Source organism: Aeromonas rivipollensis (genome assembly GCF_010974825.1).
Taxonomy (GTDB): Bacteria; Pseudomonadota; Gammaproteobacteria; order Enterobacterales; family Aeromonadaceae; genus Aeromonas; species Aeromonas rivipollensis.
Map to the genome: position 1 here is coordinate 37,298 of NZ_JAAILA010000012.1, position 18,220 is coordinate 55,517.

General features: G+C 59.8%; 18 protein-coding genes and 1 pseudogene. 2 read left to right on the top strand and 17 right to left on the bottom strand.

The genetic code is table 11. The features are described 5' to 3' along the window. Positions 1-36: 36 nt before the first annotated feature. The 15 genes from G4923_RS08975 to G4923_RS09045 form a co-directional block, all read right to left on the bottom strand. Positions 37-1,065, bottom strand: a complete 1,029-nt coding sequence (locus tag G4923_RS08975) for a site-specific integrase (protein ID WP_420884898.1) — start codon at positions 1,063-1,065, stop codon at positions 37-39. 287 nt (positions 1,066-1,352) lie between these two features. Continuing rightward, a complete protein-coding gene (locus G4923_RS08980) occupies positions 1,353-2,132 on the bottom strand; it encodes a TatD family hydrolase (RefSeq protein ID WP_163136676.1) in 780 nt (259 codons plus the stop codon). Between the two features lie 18 nt (positions 2,133-2,150). After that, on the bottom strand, positions 2,151-3,098 hold the full coding sequence (gene holB / locus G4923_RS08985; protein WP_163136678.1) for a DNA polymerase III subunit delta': 948 nt from the start codon (positions 3,096-3,098) through the stop codon (positions 2,151-2,153). Next, entirely contained in the window at positions 3,083-3,724 is a 642-nt protein-coding gene (tmk, locus tag G4923_RS08990) for a dTMP kinase (RefSeq protein WP_163136680.1), read from the bottom strand. Before tmk ends, holB begins: the two co-directional genes overlap by 16 nt. Continuing rightward, positions 3,724-4,725: an endolytic transglycosylase MltG gene (gene mltG / locus G4923_RS08995; protein ID WP_162520022.1), complete on the bottom strand. Its 1,002-nt coding sequence runs from the start codon at positions 4,723-4,725 to the stop codon at positions 3,724-3,726. Before mltG ends, tmk begins: the two co-directional genes overlap by 1 nt. Continuing rightward, positions 4,715-5,521: an aminodeoxychorismate lyase gene (pabC, locus tag G4923_RS09000; RefSeq protein ID WP_162627223.1), complete on the bottom strand. Its 807-nt coding sequence runs from the start codon at positions 5,519-5,521 to the stop codon at positions 4,715-4,717. Before pabC ends, mltG begins: the two co-directional genes overlap by 11 nt. 67 nt (positions 5,522-5,588) lie before the next feature. Further along, the gene (gene fabF / locus G4923_RS09005) at positions 5,589-6,830 is read right to left on the bottom strand and encodes a beta-ketoacyl-ACP synthase II (protein WP_163136682.1); all 1,242 of its coding nucleotides are present in this window, start codon (positions 6,828-6,830) and stop codon (positions 5,589-5,591) included. A gap of 82 nt (positions 6,831-6,912) precedes the next feature. Next, the gene (acpP, locus tag G4923_RS09010) at positions 6,913-7,149 is read right to left on the bottom strand and encodes an acyl carrier protein (protein WP_005300909.1); all 237 of its coding nucleotides are present in this window, start codon (positions 7,147-7,149) and stop codon (positions 6,913-6,915) included. A 157-nt stretch (positions 7,150-7,306) separates the two neighbouring features. Then, positions 7,307-8,041 carry a 3-oxoacyl-ACP reductase FabG gene (gene fabG / locus G4923_RS09015; RefSeq protein ID WP_025326981.1) on the bottom strand — a complete coding sequence of 245 codons (735 nt, stop codon included), beginning with the start codon at positions 8,039-8,041 and terminating at the stop codon, positions 7,307-7,309. 13 nt (positions 8,042-8,054) lie between these two features. Then, the gene (fabD, locus tag G4923_RS09020; protein ID WP_163136683.1) at positions 8,055-8,990 is read right to left on the bottom strand and encodes an ACP S-malonyltransferase; all 936 of its coding nucleotides are present in this window, start codon (positions 8,988-8,990) and stop codon (positions 8,055-8,057) included. Between the two features lie 67 nt (positions 8,991-9,057). Continuing rightward, on the bottom strand, positions 9,058-10,017 hold the full coding sequence (locus G4923_RS09025; RefSeq protein WP_005329561.1) for a beta-ketoacyl-ACP synthase III: 960 nt from the start codon (positions 10,015-10,017) through the stop codon (positions 9,058-9,060). A gap of 6 nt (positions 10,018-10,023) precedes the next feature. After that, complete coding sequence (gene plsX / locus G4923_RS09030) at positions 10,024-11,043, bottom strand: phosphate acyltransferase PlsX (RefSeq protein WP_111910605.1); 1,020 nt, start codon at positions 11,041-11,043, stop codon at positions 10,024-10,026. A gap of 9 nt (positions 11,044-11,052) precedes the next feature. Further along, positions 11,053-11,220 (bottom strand): 50S ribosomal protein L32, encoded by a 168-nt coding sequence (rpmF, locus tag G4923_RS09035; protein ID WP_005300935.1) that lies wholly within the window; start codon positions 11,218-11,220, stop codon positions 11,053-11,055. 20 nt (positions 11,221-11,240) lie between these two features. Then, entirely contained in the window at positions 11,241-11,762 is a 522-nt protein-coding gene (gene yceD, locus G4923_RS09040) for a 23S rRNA accumulation protein YceD (RefSeq protein WP_025326977.1), read from the bottom strand. 287 nt (positions 11,763-12,049) lie between these two features. Beyond that, a complete protein-coding gene (locus G4923_RS09045) occupies positions 12,050-12,703 on the bottom strand; it encodes an START domain-containing protein (protein WP_205597126.1) in 654 nt (217 codons plus the stop codon). 164 nt (positions 12,704-12,867) lie between these two features. Here G4923_RS09045 and G4923_RS09050 point away from each other — a divergent pair, with 164 nt between their 5' ends. Next, entirely contained in the window at positions 12,868-13,449 is a 582-nt protein-coding gene (locus tag G4923_RS09050; protein ID WP_139743895.1) for a Maf family protein, read from the top strand. Between the two features lie 70 nt (positions 13,450-13,519). On the opposite strand, the pseudogene G4923_RS21240 reads toward G4923_RS09050, so the two are convergent. Together G4923_RS21240 and rluC are read right to left on the bottom strand one after the other, a co-directional pair. Continuing rightward, a pseudogene (locus tag G4923_RS21240) lies at positions 13,520-13,591 on the bottom strand (HAD family hydrolase); the annotation flags it as partial. Then, positions 13,591-14,535 carry a 23S rRNA pseudouridine(955/2504/2580) synthase RluC gene (gene rluC / locus G4923_RS09060; RefSeq protein WP_202619452.1) on the bottom strand — a complete coding sequence of 315 codons (945 nt, stop codon included), beginning with the start codon at positions 14,533-14,535 and terminating at the stop codon, positions 13,591-13,593. The gene rluC and the pseudogene G4923_RS21240, both read right to left, overlap by 1 nt. A 413-nt stretch (positions 14,536-14,948) precedes the next feature. On the opposite strand from rluC, the gene rne reads away from it, so the two are divergent. Further along, complete coding sequence (gene rne / locus G4923_RS09065) at positions 14,949-18,128, top strand: ribonuclease E (protein ID WP_163136685.1); 3,180 nt, start codon at positions 14,949-14,951, stop codon at positions 18,126-18,128. Positions 18,129-18,220 lie beyond the last annotated feature (92 nt).

Sequence of the window (18,220 nt, forward strand, 5' to 3'; positions counted from 1 at the left end):
GGTATTTAACATAAAAAACAACGTGGCGCGGTTATCTTACAGCAAGCCTGCGAGGGCATGATCGGAGAACTTGTGCGCATCGTCGAAATACTCCTGCAGGGTACGCATGTCCTTGTGCCGTGTCACCTCGATGATCTTGTTCATGGGCTTGCCTGCGGTCACCGCCGAGGTGATGAAGCCTCGGCGCAGACTGTGGCCACTGACATAGAGATCGTCGATGACCTGGCCGGTTCGCCGCTTGATCATCAGGTTGATGCCTTGGGGCCCGAGTGGCTCAGCGGTGAGCTGCCCCCAGCGGGTCATGCGGCGAAACAGCGGTCCCTGGCTTATGCGGCTTGCATTCAACCAGCGGCTGAGGGCGGTTACCGGGCAATACTGCTTGCCGGGAATGAGTGCTATCTCGGTTTCATGGAGCTGATGTTTGCTCGGCTTGAGCCGAAGCCTTATCCCCTGCCCCACGAAGTCGAGATCGCCCACCTCGATGCGAGCCGCCTCCGAACGGCGCAGGGCGCCGCTGAACATCAAGAGCAGCAAGGTGTGATCCCGCAGCCCCGCCAGGGTGGAGGTGTCTATCTCGTCGAGCACCCGGGTCAGGGGTTGCAGGGTCAGGGCTCCCGTCTTGCGTTTGCGATTATCACCGAGGCGCACTATGCCCCGCATCATCTCCTTTATTTCCGCATGCTCGGTCGGCATGGGATGAATCCCCTTCTGCTTGAAGGCATAGCGGATACCGGCGAGCCGCCTCACCAGGGTAGCCGGTTTTCGTGGCTCCCCGTTACGCAGCTCCCCCTTCCCCTCCTCTTTATCCAGCCATACCCAGTCCGCCAATATGCCGTCGGCCTGATCCGCCAGAAAGTTCATGATGTCGTGATGGCTAGTCTGCAGCGGATCCAGCCCATGCAACTGGCACCAGAATACGAAGATACGGGTATCGGCCTGATAGGCATTGAGGGTGGAATCCGCTTTCGCGCTGCGCAGGAAATGCCGCGCCCGATTATTGAGCGCAGGATCGAATACAGTCTGCAATGACTGATGAGCGGGTGGTGAAATGGTTGGATAGGCCACGTAAGTCTATGATTCTATATGAAGTTTAGCAGGATCTTACAGGATCTTTCAGATCCATCAAGTATCGATAATGAATATTATCGATACTTATAGGGTATTGATTTAATACCTCCAGCCTCCCGGGATAGTGAGTCGGAACACTCAATATCCGTAACCTGCGTTTTCCAGAAGATGAGTCCGAACCTGATATTTCGGTGAGAGATAACGATGTAGGTAATTTATATTGGCGTGGGTAATCAGGTTTATTATTTTAAATAAAGAGCCCCGTCTGGTGGGGCTCTTTATGGTTATTTCTTCGCCAACTTGAATAGCTCAAAGAAATTGTGGCTGGTGGCCTCTGCCAATTCGGCCAAGGGTATCTGCCGCAGATCCGCAATAAATTGCGCGACGTCTCGCACGAAGGCGGGTTCGTTCTCCCTCCCCCGGTGAGGAACAGGGGCAAGATAAGGGGAGTCCGTTTCGATCAGCAATCGCTCCAGTGGCAATGCCTTGACCACAGCCTGCAGGGCCGAGGCATTCTTGAAGGTGGCTATCCCCGAGATGGAGATATAAAACCCCATCTCCATGGCGGCCTGAGCCATCTCGAGAGACTCGGTGAAACAGTGCAGCACGCCCCCCACCTGATCGGCCCCCTCTTCACGCATGATCTGCAAGGTGTCTTGCTGGGCATCCCGGGTGTGAATGATCAGGGGCTTGTTCAGGGCCCGGGCCACCCGGATGTGTTCCCGGAAGGAGGCTTGCTGTACCTCCTTGTTTTCCGGCGAATAGAAGTAGTCGAGCCCGGTTTCGCCTATGGCCACCACTCTTTCATCCGCCGCCTGGGTCAGCAGCAAGGGGGCGTCCACACCGGGATCCTGATTGAGGGGATGAACGCCACAGGAGGCAAACACCTGGGGATAAGGGGCGATCGCCGCCAGCATGGTCGGGAACTGTGCCTGGGTCACGCTGACGCAGAGAAAATATCCCACATCCAGTTTCGCGGCCTTGGCCAGGACATCGGCCATGTCGGTCTGCTTGCTGCCATAGCTTAGACGGTCGAGATGGCAATGGGAATCAACGAGTAACATAGACGACCTTGTAACTTGTCATAACCAGCGATTGAGCCAGTTCATCAGATGGATGGTGGGATTGGAAAGTTGACCCGGCTGGCAGGCGGCCTTGAGCGTCACCAGCTGCTGCTCTGCCTCCAGCAATCTTTCGCTGGAGTGGCGCTCGGCCAGTTGTTCGCTGAGGGCAGCCAAGTCCGGCATCGCCAGCTGGTGATGGCCACAGCCCGCCTGGGTCTTGAGGGCATCGCACAGAAAGAGTTGCAACCAGTGCAACCTGATCTGACTCTCCTCCGCCAGCTGGGAACAGACACTCGCCGCCCGGGTCGGCGTCTGCGACAGGGAGACGAAACTCTCGAGCAGCATGCGTCTGGCCCCATCCTGCTGCTCTTCGATGTAACTGAGCACCCGAAGCGGCGCCCCCTGACAGATCCGTACCTGGGCCTGAGTTGCCTGATGACCCTGTTCACTCAGCCAGCGCAGTGTCTCCCCCTCTGTCGGCAGCTGACAGACATGCTTGTGACAACGGCTGAGGATGGTGGGCAGCAGGCGGGAAACCCTGGAGGCGATCAGCAGCAGCAGACTGTCGCCGGCCGGCTCTTCCAGGGTTTTCAGCAGGGCATTGGCGGCGGACTCCGTCATCCGCTCGGCGTCCGGAATGATCACCACCTTGCCGCGCCCCAGCTGGGAGGTGCTCTGCAGGCGGCCGCAGATCTCTCGGATGACCTCGACCCCTATGCTCTTGCTGTCGGCACCTATGGTGCCGAGATCCGGGTGATGACCCTTGTCCAGCAGCTGACAGGCGTGGCAGTGACCGCAGGGTTCACCGCATTCCGGTTGCTGGCAGAGGTGCAGGCGCGCCAATCGTTCTGCCAGCTGCTCCTTGCCAAGGCCGGGATCCCCGAGCAGCAGCCAGGCATGACCCAGGCGACCGGCCTGGGCGGTCTGGCTTAGGGCCTGCCAATCCGGGATCAGCCAGGGATACATAGGCGCTCGTTCGACAGGTAATGGTCCAGTGCAGCTTCGATGGCGGCCTTGACCCTATCCGGCGTCTGGCTCGCATCGATCACCAGTATGCTGTCATCCTTGGCCGCGAGTTCCAGGTAGCGGGCGCGGGTGCGCTCGAAGAAGCTGAGCTGTTCCAGCTCGATGCGATCCAGCTCGCCGCGATGGCGGGCCCGCTGCAGACCGAGGGCGGGATCGATATCGAGGTAGAGGGTCAGATCCGGCTTGAAGTCGCCGAGCACCGCCTGCTTGATGGCGCCGATGAGCTGGGCATCGATGCCACGACCGCCCCCCTGATAGGCCTGGGAGGAGAGATCATGGCGATCTCCGACCACCCAGATGCCCTCGGCCAGTGCCGGCTTGATCCGGGTTTCCACGAGTTGCACCCGGGAGGCATACATCAGCAGCAACTCGGCTTCGATGGTGAGGCGCTCGTCGTGCACCTCCTTGACGATGGCGCGCATCCGCTCCGCCAGGGGGGTGCCGCCCGGCTCACGGGTACACTCAATCCTGTCGATGCCATGGGCATGCAGATAGTCGGTCACATAGCGCACCGCGGAGCTCTTCCCTGCCCCTTCCAGTCCTTCAATCACGATAAATTTAGACATTAGGGTTTCTTCAATATGAATTCGCGAACCGCTCTATTGTGTTCATCGAGGGTCCTGGAGAAATAGTGGGCCCCGCCCCCCTTGGCGACGAAATAGAGATAGTCGGTCGACTTGGGGTTGAGCGCCGCCTCGATGGAGGCCTTGCCCGGCATGGCGATGGGGGTGGGCGGCAAACCATCGATCACATAGGTGTTGTAGGGATTCACATCGGTGAGATCGCTGCGGCGAATGTTGCCATCGTACCTGTCCTTCACCCCGTAGATGACGGTGGGATCTGTCTGCAGCTTCATGCCAAGGCGTAGCCGATTGACGAACACGGAGGCGATCTGCGCCCGTTCGTCCGGCTGGCCCGTCTCTTTCTCGATGATAGAGGCCATGATGAGCGCCTCATAAGGCGTCTTGTAGGGCAGATTGGCCTGCCGCTTCTCCCAGCGCTCCTGCAGGAAGGCCTTCATGTCCTGATAGGCGCGGCGCAGAATGGAGATGTCGCTGGCATGGGTGGTGTAGGCGTAGGTTTCCGGCAGGAACCAACCTTCCAGCTTGCCGTTGTCGATGCCAAGCTCCTGCGCCAACTCAGTCTCGCTCTGCTCCACGGTCAGCCGCTCAAGGTAAGGGGCGCTCGAGAGCTGCTTCAACCAGTCCTCGAAACGGGAACCCTCGACAAAGGTAAGGCTGAAGTGAAACTCCTTGCCGGAGGCAAACAGGGAGAGGGTCTCCTTGAGCGGGGCCCCTTCCTTGATCTCATAGGTACCCGACTTGATGGCAACCAGTTCGGGGTGGCCACGCAGCCAGAGGCGCACCGCCCAGGGGCTGGTTTCCCCCTCCCCCAGTTCGGCAATCAGGCGCGCCGCATGGGCGCCTTTTTCGACGGTAAAGAGGCGCGTCGGCCCCTTGTTGGTGAGCGTCTCCACCTGCTGCCATTTGTAATACACATAACCCCCGGCGACGGCAACGGTCAGGGCTGCCCCCGCGAGCAGGGTGTAGAGCCGATTAAACTTCAATGACCAAACGCTCCTGTAAACGGCGGATCAATACCGGGCTGGGATAATGCACATCCCCAATGCTGGTGACCGGCACTATGCCCATCAGGGTATTGGTCAACCAGACTTCTTCGGCCTGCCACAGTGACTCCAGCGGAGCCTCCACGACACGCAGTTCAATGCCCATCTGTTTAAGCATCATGATCACCCGCTTGCGCATGATCCCATCTATCCCTGCGCGGGAGAGATCCGGTGTGAACACCGTCTTGCCACGACGCCAAAACAGATTCGCGCTGACTCCTTCTACCAGAAATCCACGGCTGTTCAATACTATACCTTCGACTCCGCCCCGCGCGGCAAGTTCGCTTTTGAGCAGAACTTGTTCCAGACGACCCAGGGTCTTGAGCCCTGCCAGCATGGGAGCATCGCCGAGCTGCTGCTGGCAGACCAAGGCGGCGATGCCGTTTTGCTGCCAGCCAAGGTAGTGGGCCGGGTATGGTGCCAGGGAGACGATGCGGGTGGGAGTATTGCATCCCGCGCCATCATAGCCATGTCCCCCACTGCCACGGGTCAGCACTATCTTGGCGACAGCCTGCGTCTGCCCTGCTGCCAATTGCGCCACCTCGGCGGCCAGGCTATCCCAGGGAAATTCCGCAAATCCGAGTCTGGCGCAGGCATGTTGCAACCTGGCCAGGTGCGCCGGCCACCAGATCACCTGCCCCTGCTTCACCAGCATGGTGGTGAAATGGCCGTCCCCGTATGCCAGCCCTCTATCCCTGGCGGACACTGCTTCTGTCGGTATTCCATTAATCAGCAAGGGAATCCCTCCGATAAAAAAGGCCCGATACGGTCGTATCGGGCCTTATCATTTCGCCCAAAGCGAATTATACGCGTTTGAAGATCAGGGAGCCATTGGTGCCGCCGAAACCAAACGAATTGGAGAGGGCATATTCAAACTGGCCGGGTTTGGCCACATGAGGCACCAGATCCAGATCGCACTCCTCATCCGGGTTGTCCAGGTTGATGGTGGGCGGTGCCACCTGATCGCGCAGGGCCAACACAGTGATGATCGCCTCGATGGCCCCCGCCGCACCCAGCAGGTGACCGGTCATGGACTTGGTGGAGCTGATCATCAGGGCGCTGGCATGTTCGCCAAACACCTCTTTCATGCCACGCAGTTCGGCCACATCACCCAGCGGGGTGGAGGTGCCGTGGGCATTGATGTAACCGATCGCCTGCGGCGCTATGCCGGCATCCTTGATGGCATTCTTCATGGCGCGAGCGCCACCGTTGCCATCAGAGGGAGGCGCCGTCATGTGGTAGGCGTCGCCGCTCATGCCAAAGCCAACCAGCTCGGCATAGATCTTGGCGCCACGGGCCTTGGCGTGTTCGTACTCTTCCAGCACCAGTACCCCGGCGCCATCACCCAGCACGAAACCGTCGCGATCCTTGTCCCAGGGACGGCTCGCCTTCTGCGGTTCGTCGTTGCGGGTAGAGAGCGCCTTGGCCGCCGCAAAACCACCCATACCCATGGGGGTGGAGGCTTTCTCGGTGCCGCCGGCGACCATCACATCCGCATCACCGTAGGCGATCATCCGGCCAGCCATGCCGATGGCGTGGGTGCCCGTGGTGCAGGCCGTGGTCACGGCGATGTTCGGGCCTTGCAGCCCCTTCATGATAGAGAGATGACCGGACACCATATTGATGATGGTGGACGGCACGAAGAAGGGGCTCAGCTTGCGCGGGCCGCCGTTGATCAGGCTGCTGTGGTTCTGCTCGATGAGACCCAGACCGCCGATGCCGGAACCGATGGCCACGCCGACCCGCTCCGCATTCTCTTCGTTGATGACGAGGCCGGAATCATCCAGTGCCTGCACCCCCGCCGCCACGCCGTACTGGATGAAAAGATCCATCTTGCGGGCTTCTTTGCGGTTGATGCCGTATTGTTCTGGATCGAACTCTTTGACCAGGCCTGCGAAACGGGTCGCAAACTCGCTGGCATCAAAGTGATCGATGAGAGAAATGCCGCTCTGCCCGTTGAGCAGGGCTTGCCAGCTGGATTCGGCAGTGTTGCCCACAGGGGAAAGCATCCCCAGGCCGGTTACCACGACTCTGCGTTTTGACACTGAGCTAGTCTCCGAGAGGTATTTTGAAAGGGAGTAAACATAAAAGAAGCGGCCCTTGGGCCGCTTCTTTCAGAACAGGAACTTATTCCTGATTAGCGGTGATGTAGTCGATAGCCGCTTGAACAGTGGTGATCTTCTCGGCTTCTTCATCAGGAATTTCGGTATCGAATTCTTCTTCCAGCGCCATTACCAGTTCAACGGTATCCAAAGAGTCAGCGCCCAGGTCGTCGACGAAGGAGGCAGCGTTCTTGACGTCTTCCTCTTTAACACCCAGTTGTTCGATGATGATTTTCTTTACGCGTTCTTCGATGTTGCTCATGACCTGAATTTTCCTTTAAAAATACGCTATTGCGTCTGGTTGGGGTAGTGTATTCAATTGACGTGAGTTTGCAAGTGACTTGCCGCTGGTCAAACCACGAAATTCGCCAAACTTCGGCGTACTATCGCAAATTTGAACAGATCTCACGACAAATTGATTACACCATGTACATCCCGCCATTAACATGCAGGGTTTCGCCGGTGATATAGGCAGCGTCGTCAGACGCCAAGAATACCACAGCGGCAGCAATTTCTTTCGGATCACCCAAACGGGCGGCAGGCACCTGATTCATGATGCCGGCACGCTGTTCTTCATTGAGCGCCTTGGTCATGTCGGTTTCGATGAAACCGGGGGCCACCGCATTCACCGTGATGCCACGGGAAGCCACTTCACGGGCCAATGACTTGGTAAAGCCCACCAGACCCGCCTTGGCGGCGGCATAGTTGACCTGACCGGCATTGCCCATGGTGCCGACCACGGAACCTATGCTGATGATGCGACCATGGCGCTTCTTCATCATGGCACGCAACACCGGCTTGCTCAGACGGTACAGGGAGGTGAGATTGGTGTCGATGATCTCGTTCCACTCGTCATCCTTCATCCGCATCAACAGGTTATCGCGGGTGATACCGGCGTTGTTGATCAGGATGTCGATGTCGCCAAAGCGTTCCTTGATGGCGGCAAAGACGGTTTCGATGGATTCCTGGCTGGTCACGTTCAGTGCCATGCCGCAGCCCTGCTCGCCCAGATAGGCGCTGATGGCCTCGGCACCGCTCTCGCTGGTCGCGGTTCCCACCACTTTCGCGCCACGGGCCGCAAAAGTTTCGGCAATCGCACGGCCTATGCCACGGCTGGCGCCGGTGACGAGCACAACTTTATCGGTAAAACTCATGACTTGCTCCTGTTTATTTGACTTGGGCCAGCGCCTGCTCGAAAGAGGCGGCATCGTTGGCGTGAATGCCTTCCACGCGCGGGTCGATGCGCTTGGCCAGCCCGGTCAACACCTTGCCCGGTCCCATCTCGATCTCGAGGGTGACGCCGTCGTTTGCCATCCGCTCTACCGTCTCGGTCCAACGGACCGGGCTGAACAGCTGGCGCACCAGGGCTTGCTTGATGGCGGCCGGATCCTGTTCACAGGACACGTCGACATTATTGATGACTGCGATGGTTGGAACCTTGATCTCGATCCCATCCAGCGCGGCGGCCAGCTTTTCGGCGGAGGGTTTCATCAGGGCGCAGTGGGACGGCACTGAGACCGGCAGCGGCAGTGCACGCTTGGCGCCGGACTCTTTCATCAGCACGTTGGCGCGCTCGACCGCTTCCTTGTGACCGGCGATGACCACCTGGCCCGGGGAGTTGAAGTTGACCGGAGAGACCACCTGGCCTTGCGCCGCTTTCTCGCAGTTGGCGGCGATGGAGTCGTTGTCCAGACCGATGATGGCGGCCATGGCACCTGTGCCTTCCGGCACGGCTTCCTGCATGGCCAGACCACGCAGTTCAACCAGCTTGACCGCATCGGCAAACGCCAGGGCGCCGCTGCATACCAGGGCGGAATACTCGCCCAGGCTGTGACCGGCCATGACGGCGGGGGTTGCCCCGCCCTGCTGTTGCCACAGGCGCCACAGGGCAACAGATGCGGTCAGCAGTGCCGGCTGGGTGCGCCAGGTCTTGTTCAGATCCTCGGCGGGACCGTTCAGCACCAGGGCACAGAGGTCATAACCCAGCACCTGGCTCGCCTCGGCGAAGGTCTCTTTAATCACGGCGTGTTGCTCGGCGAGTTCCGCCAGCATGCCGACGCTCTGGGAGCCTTGTCCCGGGAAGGCAATGGCAAATCGGGTCATCATTGATTCCTTTAAGGTAAGACGAAATCGGTAAGCGGGCGCCCGAGACTCGCGGCGCCGCTTGGTATCAGAGGCGAACCAGCGCCGAGCCCCAGGCAAAACCGCCGCCAAAGGCTTCCAGCAATACTAGCTGGCCCGGTTTGATACGGCCGTCACGTACCCCTTCATCGAAGGCGATGGGCACGGAGGCGGCGGAGGTGTTGCCGTGACGATCCAGGGTCAGGATCACCTTGTCGAGCCCCATGCCAAGTTTCTTGGCGGTGGCGTTGATGATACGGAAGTTGGCTTGATGCGGGACCAGCCAGTCCAGCTCGCTCGGATCTATGTTGGCGGCAGCCAGGGTCTCGGTCACTATCTCGCTCAGGCGCGTCACCGCAACCTTGAAGACATCGTTGCCCTTCATATACATGTAGGCTTCGAGCTCGGCACCCGGCATGCCACGACGAGGCTGCGGCAACTTGAGCAGTTCGCCATAACGGCCGTCGGCATGGAGGTGGGTGGAGAGGATACCCGGCGTCTCGCTTGCTCCGATCACCACGGCACCGGCCCCATCCCCGAACAGTATGATGGTGCCCCTGTCTTCCGGATCACACATGCGGGAGAGCACGTCGGCACCGACTACCAGGACATGGCGAGCGGCGCCGGACTTGACGAACTGATCGGCAATTGAGAGCGCATAGGTGAAACCGGCGCAGGCAGCCGCCACGTCAAAGGCCGGGATCCCCGGTACCTCGAGCAGCCCCTGCAGTTCGCAGGCAGCGGCAGGGAAGGCGTTCTCGGCGCTGGTGGTCGCCAGCACTATCATGTCCAGATCGGCAGCGGTCAGGCCCGCGGCATCCAGCGCCCGCAAGGCCGCCTGATGAGACAGGGTCGCGACGCTCTCGTCGCTCCCGGCAATGCGGCGTTCACGGATCCCGGTACGTTCCACGATCCACTCGTCACTGGTTTCAACCATCTGCTCAAGATCGGCGTTGGTACGAACCGAACTCGGCAGATAACTGCCAGTACCCAGAATTTTGCTATGCATAGAGTTTTATAAATCCCTGTCGGAAAAGACAGATTCAAGGCGATCTGCAATTTGCAATGGAAGTTGGTGTTTGGCTTCTTGTGCGGCCAGCAGAATCGCATGACACAGAGCGCGGCGCTCGGCCCGCCCATGGCTTTTTACCACAATGCCGCGCAATCCTAACAGACTCGCGCCATTATACTGGTCGGGGTTCAAGTAAGAAAAACGCCGTTTGAACATAAATCCGGCGAGTCGACCAAGAAAACTGCGTTTTTTGCGAGGATATCCGGCCAGTTCGGCCATCATCCGCACCACGCCCTCGGCGGTCTTGAGCGCCACATTGCCGACGAAACCGTCACAGACGATGACGTCGCTGTCACCGCTGAAGATCCTGTCCCCCTCGATGAAACCGACAAAATTGAGCGCGGCGCACTGGCGCAACAACTCGGCGCTGTGGCGTACCAGGTCGTTGCCCTTGATCTCCTCCTCCCCCACGTTGAGCAGCGCCACCCGGGGGGACGCTATCCCCTCGACCTGCTCGGCCACCACTGAGCCCATCACCGCAAATTGCAGCAAGGTGTCCGCATCGCAGCTCACGTTCGCCCCCAGATCCAGCATCACGGTACGCTTGCCGCTCAGTGTCGGCAGCGCCTTGATGAGGGCGGGTCTGTCGACCCCCGGCAGGGATTTGAGCACGCATTTGGCCATGGCCATCAGGGCACCGGTATTGCCGGCACTGACGCAGGCATCGGCCTCACCGGCTTTCACCAGATTGAGCACAACCCGCATGGAGGAATCTTTCAGGGTACGCAGCGCCACGATCGGCTTTTCGCCCATGCCCACGACCTGGGATGCATGTACGAGACGAACGCGGGGATGAGTCAGCAAGCCATGTTGCTGCAACAGAGGGGCGATCAGGTGTTGGTCACCGACCAGAACAAGATTTAGTTGAGGCAGAAGAGACAGTGCCTGCACGGCGGCAGGCACTGTTTCAGAGGGGCCAAAATCTCCCCCCATTATGTCTAGCGCGACAGTTTGCGTAGACAAAGGCAATCCTTAAGCGATTACCTTTTTACCGCGGTAGAAACCATCGGCAGTCACGTGGTGACGACGATGAATTTCGCCACTGGTCTGATCAACAGTCAGGGCTGCAGTGGTCAGCGCATCGTGGGAACGACGCATGCCACGCTTGGCGCGGGTTTTACGGTTCTGTTGTACGGCCATGGTAGGCTAACTCCTAAAATTCACTTACGTTTGAGCTCTTCAAGAACTGCAAAGGGATTCGGCCGCTCATCAGCAGGCTCGATGTCACCCCAAGTCATTTCCATGTTTCCTCTGGGGCAGACATCCATGGGATGCATGGCCACCTGAGGCAACGAGAGGATGAGTTCATCCTCCAGGATTTGATGAAGATCTATCTCGCCGTTTTCGTCCAACTCAATGGGCTCATAAGCTTCCGGCAGCTCTTCCTCGTTTGTTCTCTCGAACAGCGGAGTGTAAATAAAACTAGCTTCACAAAGGTGCTCGAAAGCCTCTCCACAACGCTGGCAAACCAGGTCAACCTTGGCATGGGCAGTGCCTTTCATAACGGTCAACTTCTGGACATCTTTGCCAAACTGCAGAGTGACGTCCACATCACTTCGCAAGCCTTCGGTTGATGCTTCCAGTCTGGGCATCTGCGACTTTTCCACTATCCCGACATAATCGAGTAGCTTCAAGGCATTACGGACTGGATCAACCTTAACGGGCAACTTCACCTTTTGCATAGGGCGCGAATATTATAGGTCCAACAAGGGATAGTCAAAGGAAAAAGTCCTTACCGCCGATGATTTTACCTGCACAAGCCCCTGCATGCAGTAACTTGTGTTCATCGGTGGCCGATTATGCCATAAACCGCGGGATCCCGCACAGGATCCTGTGCGGACATCCCCCTTGGCCAGGATCTCGGGGTCAGTGAGCCCTTTATGCCGTTGCACGCCCCTTCCCCATCAAGCGTCCCGCTCACCAGGCACCCGGCTTGGCTGTCCGTTCCCGAGAGCCACCATTATCGGATTCAGGGCGCGGCAGGACAGCCCCCACCACCGAGCAACAGCTGTCGAGGCGCGGCTCCGGGTTGGGCCTCCATCAGCCGGCGTATGGCCTGAAAGCTGCCCAGCGCCGCCTTGATGGTCATCGGATTGACCAGCCAGCCCGGCAAATGGCTGCCCGGGTTGGTATAGCTTTCGAGCCTGATCAGGGTGCTGCCATCGGGTTGTGGCAACGCCTCCCAGCGACCGGCACTCTCCCGGATCCGGTACAGACCCGGGCGGGGTGCCAGGGCGTCCGGCTCGGCCCATACCTCCAGCACCAGCGCGCAGTCGGCCCGCCTGATCAGATGCGAACGTGTGATGAGCTCCCTGTCCTGCACCGGCCAAGGGGACGCCAATCGGGTGTAAACCAGATCGTCATCCGGGCCGGATTTTGCCAGCAGCCGCACCTCGTGACTGGATGGCAACCACTCCCGATGGCGCGCCGTGTCTCGCAGCACGGTAAGCAACGCCATGGGATCCGCCTTGACCCGCATCTCCAGGCGCAAGGCCAGGAAGGGGGATGGTGGGCGTGCCTGGGTCCAGAGCTGCACGCCACCCTCCCCCTTCTCTGGCTGCCACTCCTGCCCCCAGCTCGAAAGGGAGAGCAGCATCAGGACCAGCACTCCGTATCTTGTCATGTCGCACTCCTGCCTCATCACGCGGTATCTATCGCCGTCCTCGGGCCGCCAGCCTGCATGTTGCTGTAAACCAAAGCCGGCGTGCTGGTGTTCAGGTAGTTTGCGTGGGCCTTCTGCCACAGTTAGAATCAACCAATTGATTTATAAATGGATATCATCAACATATGCACACGCCCCTGATCCTCGCCTCCACTTCCCGTTATCGCAAGGCGCTGCTGGAAAAACTCGGCCTGCCGTTCCAATGTGCCTCTCCCGAGGTTGATGAAGCCCCGCTGTCCGGGGAGTCGGCCGAGGCACTGGTCAGCCGCCTGGCCCATGCCAAGGCGAGCGCCATCGCCCGCCAACATGATCAGGGGTTGATCATAGGCTCGGATCAGGTGTGTGTCTGTGACGGCCGCATCCTCGGCAAGCCGGGCACTGTGGATAACGCGGTGGCGCAGCTGATGATGGCCCAGGGCAAGAGCGTCACCTTTTATACCGGTCTGTGCGTACTCAATGCCGCAAACGGCCGGGCCGAGCAGCTCGTGGAGCCCTTCACCGTGCATTTTCGCTCCCTGGATGAGGCAGCCCTGCGCCGTTATGTGACGGCTGAACTGCCCCTCGATTGCGCTGGCAGCTTCAAATGTGAGGGCATGGGGATCATGTTGTTCAAGGGGCTGGAAGGGCGGGATCCCAACGCCCTGATCGGCCTGCCCCTCATCGGCCTGATCGAGCTGCTGGCGCACCACGGCCTCAATCTGCCTTGAGCCTGAACAGGAAACAGAGACAACAATGGGAGCCTTGGCTCCCATTGTTGTCTTGGTGTTCATCAACTCAGGCGACGATCCGCCCCACCGAATCCATCAGGGTACAGTCCCAATCGAAAATGGCGAGTCGGATGCGCTGCATCAGCGTGCCAGCTTGTTCAGGAAGGCATCGAGCTCGGGGGCGAGCGGCGCTTCCACCTGCATCTCGCGATCATCCGCCGGATGGGTGAAGCTCAGCTTCCAGGCGTGCAAGAAGAGGCGCTTGAGCCCCAGGGTCCGCATCTTCTCATCAAAGGCCGCCTCACCGTATTTGTCATCACAGGCGATGGGGTGACCGGCGTGCTGGGTATGAACCCGGATCTGGTGGGTGCGACCTGTGATCGGGCTGCACTCTACCAGGGTGGCTTCGGCAAATTGACGGGCAATCCGGAAACGGGTCTCGGAAGGCTTGCCATCACTGCTGACCCGCACCACACGCTCGCCGGATTGCAGATCGTTCTTGCGCAGCGGCGCATTGACCACCTTGACGTGGGACTGCCACTGACCGCGCACCAACGCCAGGTATTGCTTGCGCATTGTCTTGACCCGCAGCTGCTCGTGCAGGCTGCGCAGGGCACTGCGCTTCTTGGCGACCAGCAGCACGCCGGAAGTGTCGCGGTCGAGTCGGTGCACCAGCTCCAGGAAACGGGCTTCCGGGCGCAGGGCGCGCAGCCCCTCGATGACGCCAAAGCTCAAGCCGCTGCCGCCGTGCACCGCCATGCCGGACGGCTTGTTCAGCACTATCATGGCCTCGTCTTCAAACAGGATCTGGCTCTCCAGACGCTGGATGCTGCCGAGGTTGGCAGAGGGCAATTCGTTCTTCTCGGCCACGCGTACGGGGGGCACCCGCACCTCGTCGCCTGCGCAGAGTTTGTATTCCGGTTTGATGCGTTTCTTGTTGACGCGCACCTCTCCTTTGCGAAGGATGCGATAGATCAGGCTCTTGGGGACGCCCTTTAACTGAGTCTTGAGAAAATTGTCGATGCGCTGCCCTTCATGCTCAGCTTCGATGGTGAGCAGCTGCACTTGTTGATGTATCTGTGTCATGGCGCGGATTTTAACACCGCCGGCAGCCCTTGGCTGCATGCTTTGTTAAAAAATGGCGTCTTGCTATAAAAGTGGTTTAAATGGGATAATAAACAAGGTTTTGTCATTGTGTTCAAGCCTTGTACTAAGTGGCCAAAAAGTATGCCACCCAATCCCGAAACACCGTGTATACAAGAACATGACGGTTCCCGGGTGCGAGGTACAACGCATGGAGAACGCAAACAGAACCGATTTAATTGTCTCCACACCGGTATCCTTAATTCATGCCTTCTCGAGAAGGCTGAACCAGAGTGCCCTTAGTTTGCGCCTCATGCATGTCCCAACCGGGAGGTTGCCCAAGCATGCTGAAGACCCGAGGCCGGCACCGGCAGGATCCTGTGGAGGAATCAAAATGACAAAATAATGAGAACTCAATGAAAAGAATGCTAATCAACGCGACTCAGGAAGAGGAGTTGCGCGTAGCGCTGGTTGACGGACAACAGCTCTACGATTTGGATATTGAAAGTCCGGGACACGAGCAGAAGAAAGCGAACATTTACAAGGGTAAAATCACCCGCGTAGAACCCAGTCTTGAAGCTGCTTTTGTTGACTATGGCGCCGAGCGCCACGGTTTCCTGCCGTTAAAGGAAATCGCCCGCAATTACTTCCCCTCCGGTTACTCCTATCAGGGTCGTCCCAACATCAAAGAAGTGGTCCGCGAAGGCCAGGAAGTGATCGTCCAGATTGACAAGGAAGAGCGTGGCACCAAGGGTGCGGCCCTCACCACCTTCATCAGTCTGGCCGGCAGCTACCTGGTGCTGATGCCGAACAACCCCCGTGCTGGCGGTATTTCCCGTCGTATCGAGGGTGACGAGCGGACCGAGTTGAAAGAAGCCCTGAGCGGACTGACAGTGCCAGACGGCATGGGCCTCATCGTGCGTACCGCCGGTGTGGGCAAATCCCCGGAAGAGCTGGAATGGGATCTGAACGTCCTGCTCAACCACTGGGACTCCATCCACAAGGCATCACAGAATCGCTCCGCGCCAGTGCTCATCCACCAGGAGAGTAACGTCATAGTGCGCGCGATTCGTGACTATCTGCGTCGCGATGTAGGCGAGATCCTGATCGACAATCCGGTCATCTTCGAGCGTGCCAAGTCGCACATCGAGCTGGTTCGTCCCGATTTCCTCAATCGTGTGAAGCTGTACAAGGGTGATGTCGCCCTGTTCAACCACTTCCAGATCGAGAGCCAAATCGAGTCGGCCTTCCAGCGTGAAGTGCGTCTGCCCTCCGGCGGCAGCATCGTCATCGATCCGACCGAAGCGCTGACCTCCATCGATATCAACTCCTCCCGCGCCACCAAGGGCGGCGATATCGAAGAGACGGCGCTGCAGACCAACCTGGAAGCGGCCGACGAAATTGCCCGTCAATTGCGTCTGCGCGATCTGGGTGGCCTGATTGTCATCGACTTCATCGACATGACGCCGGTTCGCCATCAGCGCGAAGTGGAAAACCGTCTGCGTGAAGCCGTCCACCAGGACAGAGCCCGCATCCAGCTGGGCCGGATCTCCCGTTTCGGTCTGCTGGAGATGTCTCGCCAGCGTCTGCGTCCCTCCCTCAACGAGTCCAGCAGCCACATCTGCCCCCGTTGCCAGGGCCAGGGTGTCATCCGTGACAATGAATCTCTCGCCCTGTCCATCCTGCGTCTCATCGAAGAAGAGGCCATGAAGGACAACACAGAGCAGGTTCACGGCCAGGTGCCGGTCGATGTTGCCGCCTATCTGCTTAACGAGAAGCGTGCCTCCATCGCCAGTCTGGAACAGCGCAATGATGTCCGTGTTTACATCATTCCGAACCAGCATCTGGAAACCCCGCACTACGAAGTGACCCGCATCCGTCAGAACGAGATCCCGGAAGCGGCAAGCTACGAGCTGAAAACCGAGATTGCCAAGCCGGTCTACCAGCCCAAGCAAGCTCAGGTCATCGAGCGCGAGCAGCCGCTGCTGCAAGGCTTCGTCCAGGCGCCTCAACCGGCTGCCCCTGTTGCCGCCCCGGCCCCCGTCGCAGCACCGACACCGGTCGCCGCCGAAACGGGTCTGTTTGGCAAGCTGTTCAAGGCCATCTCCGGTCTGTTCGGCGCAGACGCAGCTCCGGCTGAAGCGAAAGCTGCTGCCGAGAAACCGGCCGCACAACGGGAAGCGCGCAAGGATGAGGGTCACCGTCATCAACGTGACGAAACCCGCAGCCGTGGCCAGCGTGGTCGTCGCGACGACAACCGCAGCAACCGCAACCCTGCCGACGCCGGCGAGAAGCGTGAAGGCGCCGCCAACCGCGAGGGTGGCGAGAGCCGCAACCGTCGTCCGCGTAAAGAGCGCGAGCCCCGTCAGGAGCGTGAACCCCGTGGTGAAGTGCGCAGCGAACAGCGCATGGAACGTGAGCCCCGCGAAGCACGCAACGAGCCTCGTGTGGATCGCGAACCCCGCGAACCCCGTGAGCCCCGTCAGGAACGTGAACCCCGCGCCCCGCGCCCGGCTCGCGAACCCCGTGCTCCGCGCGAGCCCCGTGCCGAGGTCGTGGTTGAAGCGGTAGAAACCGTCGAGACTGCCGCCGTCAGCGCCGAGCCGCGTCAGGAAAAAGAGCAGAAAGTGGCCGAGCGCCGCGAACGTCGCCAGCTGCGCAAGAAGGTTCGGGTCGATGTCGCCGCCACCGACACCCCTGCCCTGCCGGTAGACGAGCAGGCCCATGATCTGGTCGAGACTGCGGCCGTGGTCGGTGAGCAAGAGGAGCAGACCGACGGTCAGCGCCGCTCTCGTCGTACTCCGCGCAGTCAGCGGATCGAAGGCCAGCGTCGCAAGCGCATCAACGAAGATGCCCGTGGCCAGCGTGATGATGAACCTCAGGCCGAAGTGCAACTGACCACAGCCGCCCAGGCGGATGCTGATCAGGTGAAGGTGGAAGAGCCCGCCGTGCCTGTCATCACCATCCCGAGTGCCGAGGCCGTTGCCGCCGCGCTGCAAGCCTCTGCCGCCCTGACCGAGCACGTGGTCGCCGAAGCCGTGGCCGAAGAGGCCCATGAGCAGGCTCAAGCGGCTGTGACCGAGGTCGCCGCCCCAGTGGTCGCCGAGTTGGTTGAAGCACCCGTTACCGTCGAAGCGGCTCCTGCCGCCGTCGAGCCGGCCCCGGTAGCAATCGAAGCAGCTCCTGTCGCTGCCGAGCCGGTGGCCGAGGTGGTTATCGAGGAAGCTCCTGTCGTGGTCGAGGCCAGCATCGCTGACCAGGCTGTGGTAGAAGCCGCCCCCGTTGTGGTGGAGCCGGCCCCTGCCCCGCAAGCCGAGGAAGTGATTCCTGCCGCCGAGCCTGTCACCCCTGTGGTTGCACAGCCCGAGCCTGTCGTCACCCCGGCCACCAAGCCGGTTGCCAAAGGTGCTGGCGTACTGGCCCGTGCTCGCAAGGCTTCTGCGCCCATGGCAACGCCGGCAGCAGTGCCCGCCCCGGCCCCCCGTGAGCCGGTTGAGCAGGCCCCGCTGGAGCGTAGCGAAGTCGCGAGCTCAGGCCGCCACGGTGGCAGCACAGCTGCCGTCAATGTAGCAACCAGCCCGGCGGGTCGTCCCTGATCCCCTAGCTTGTCTGGTCTGATAAAAGAGCCACACCTTGTGTGGCTCTTTTTTTGCCTGACAGTTGGGTCTGCCCCTCAATCCCCTGTCCG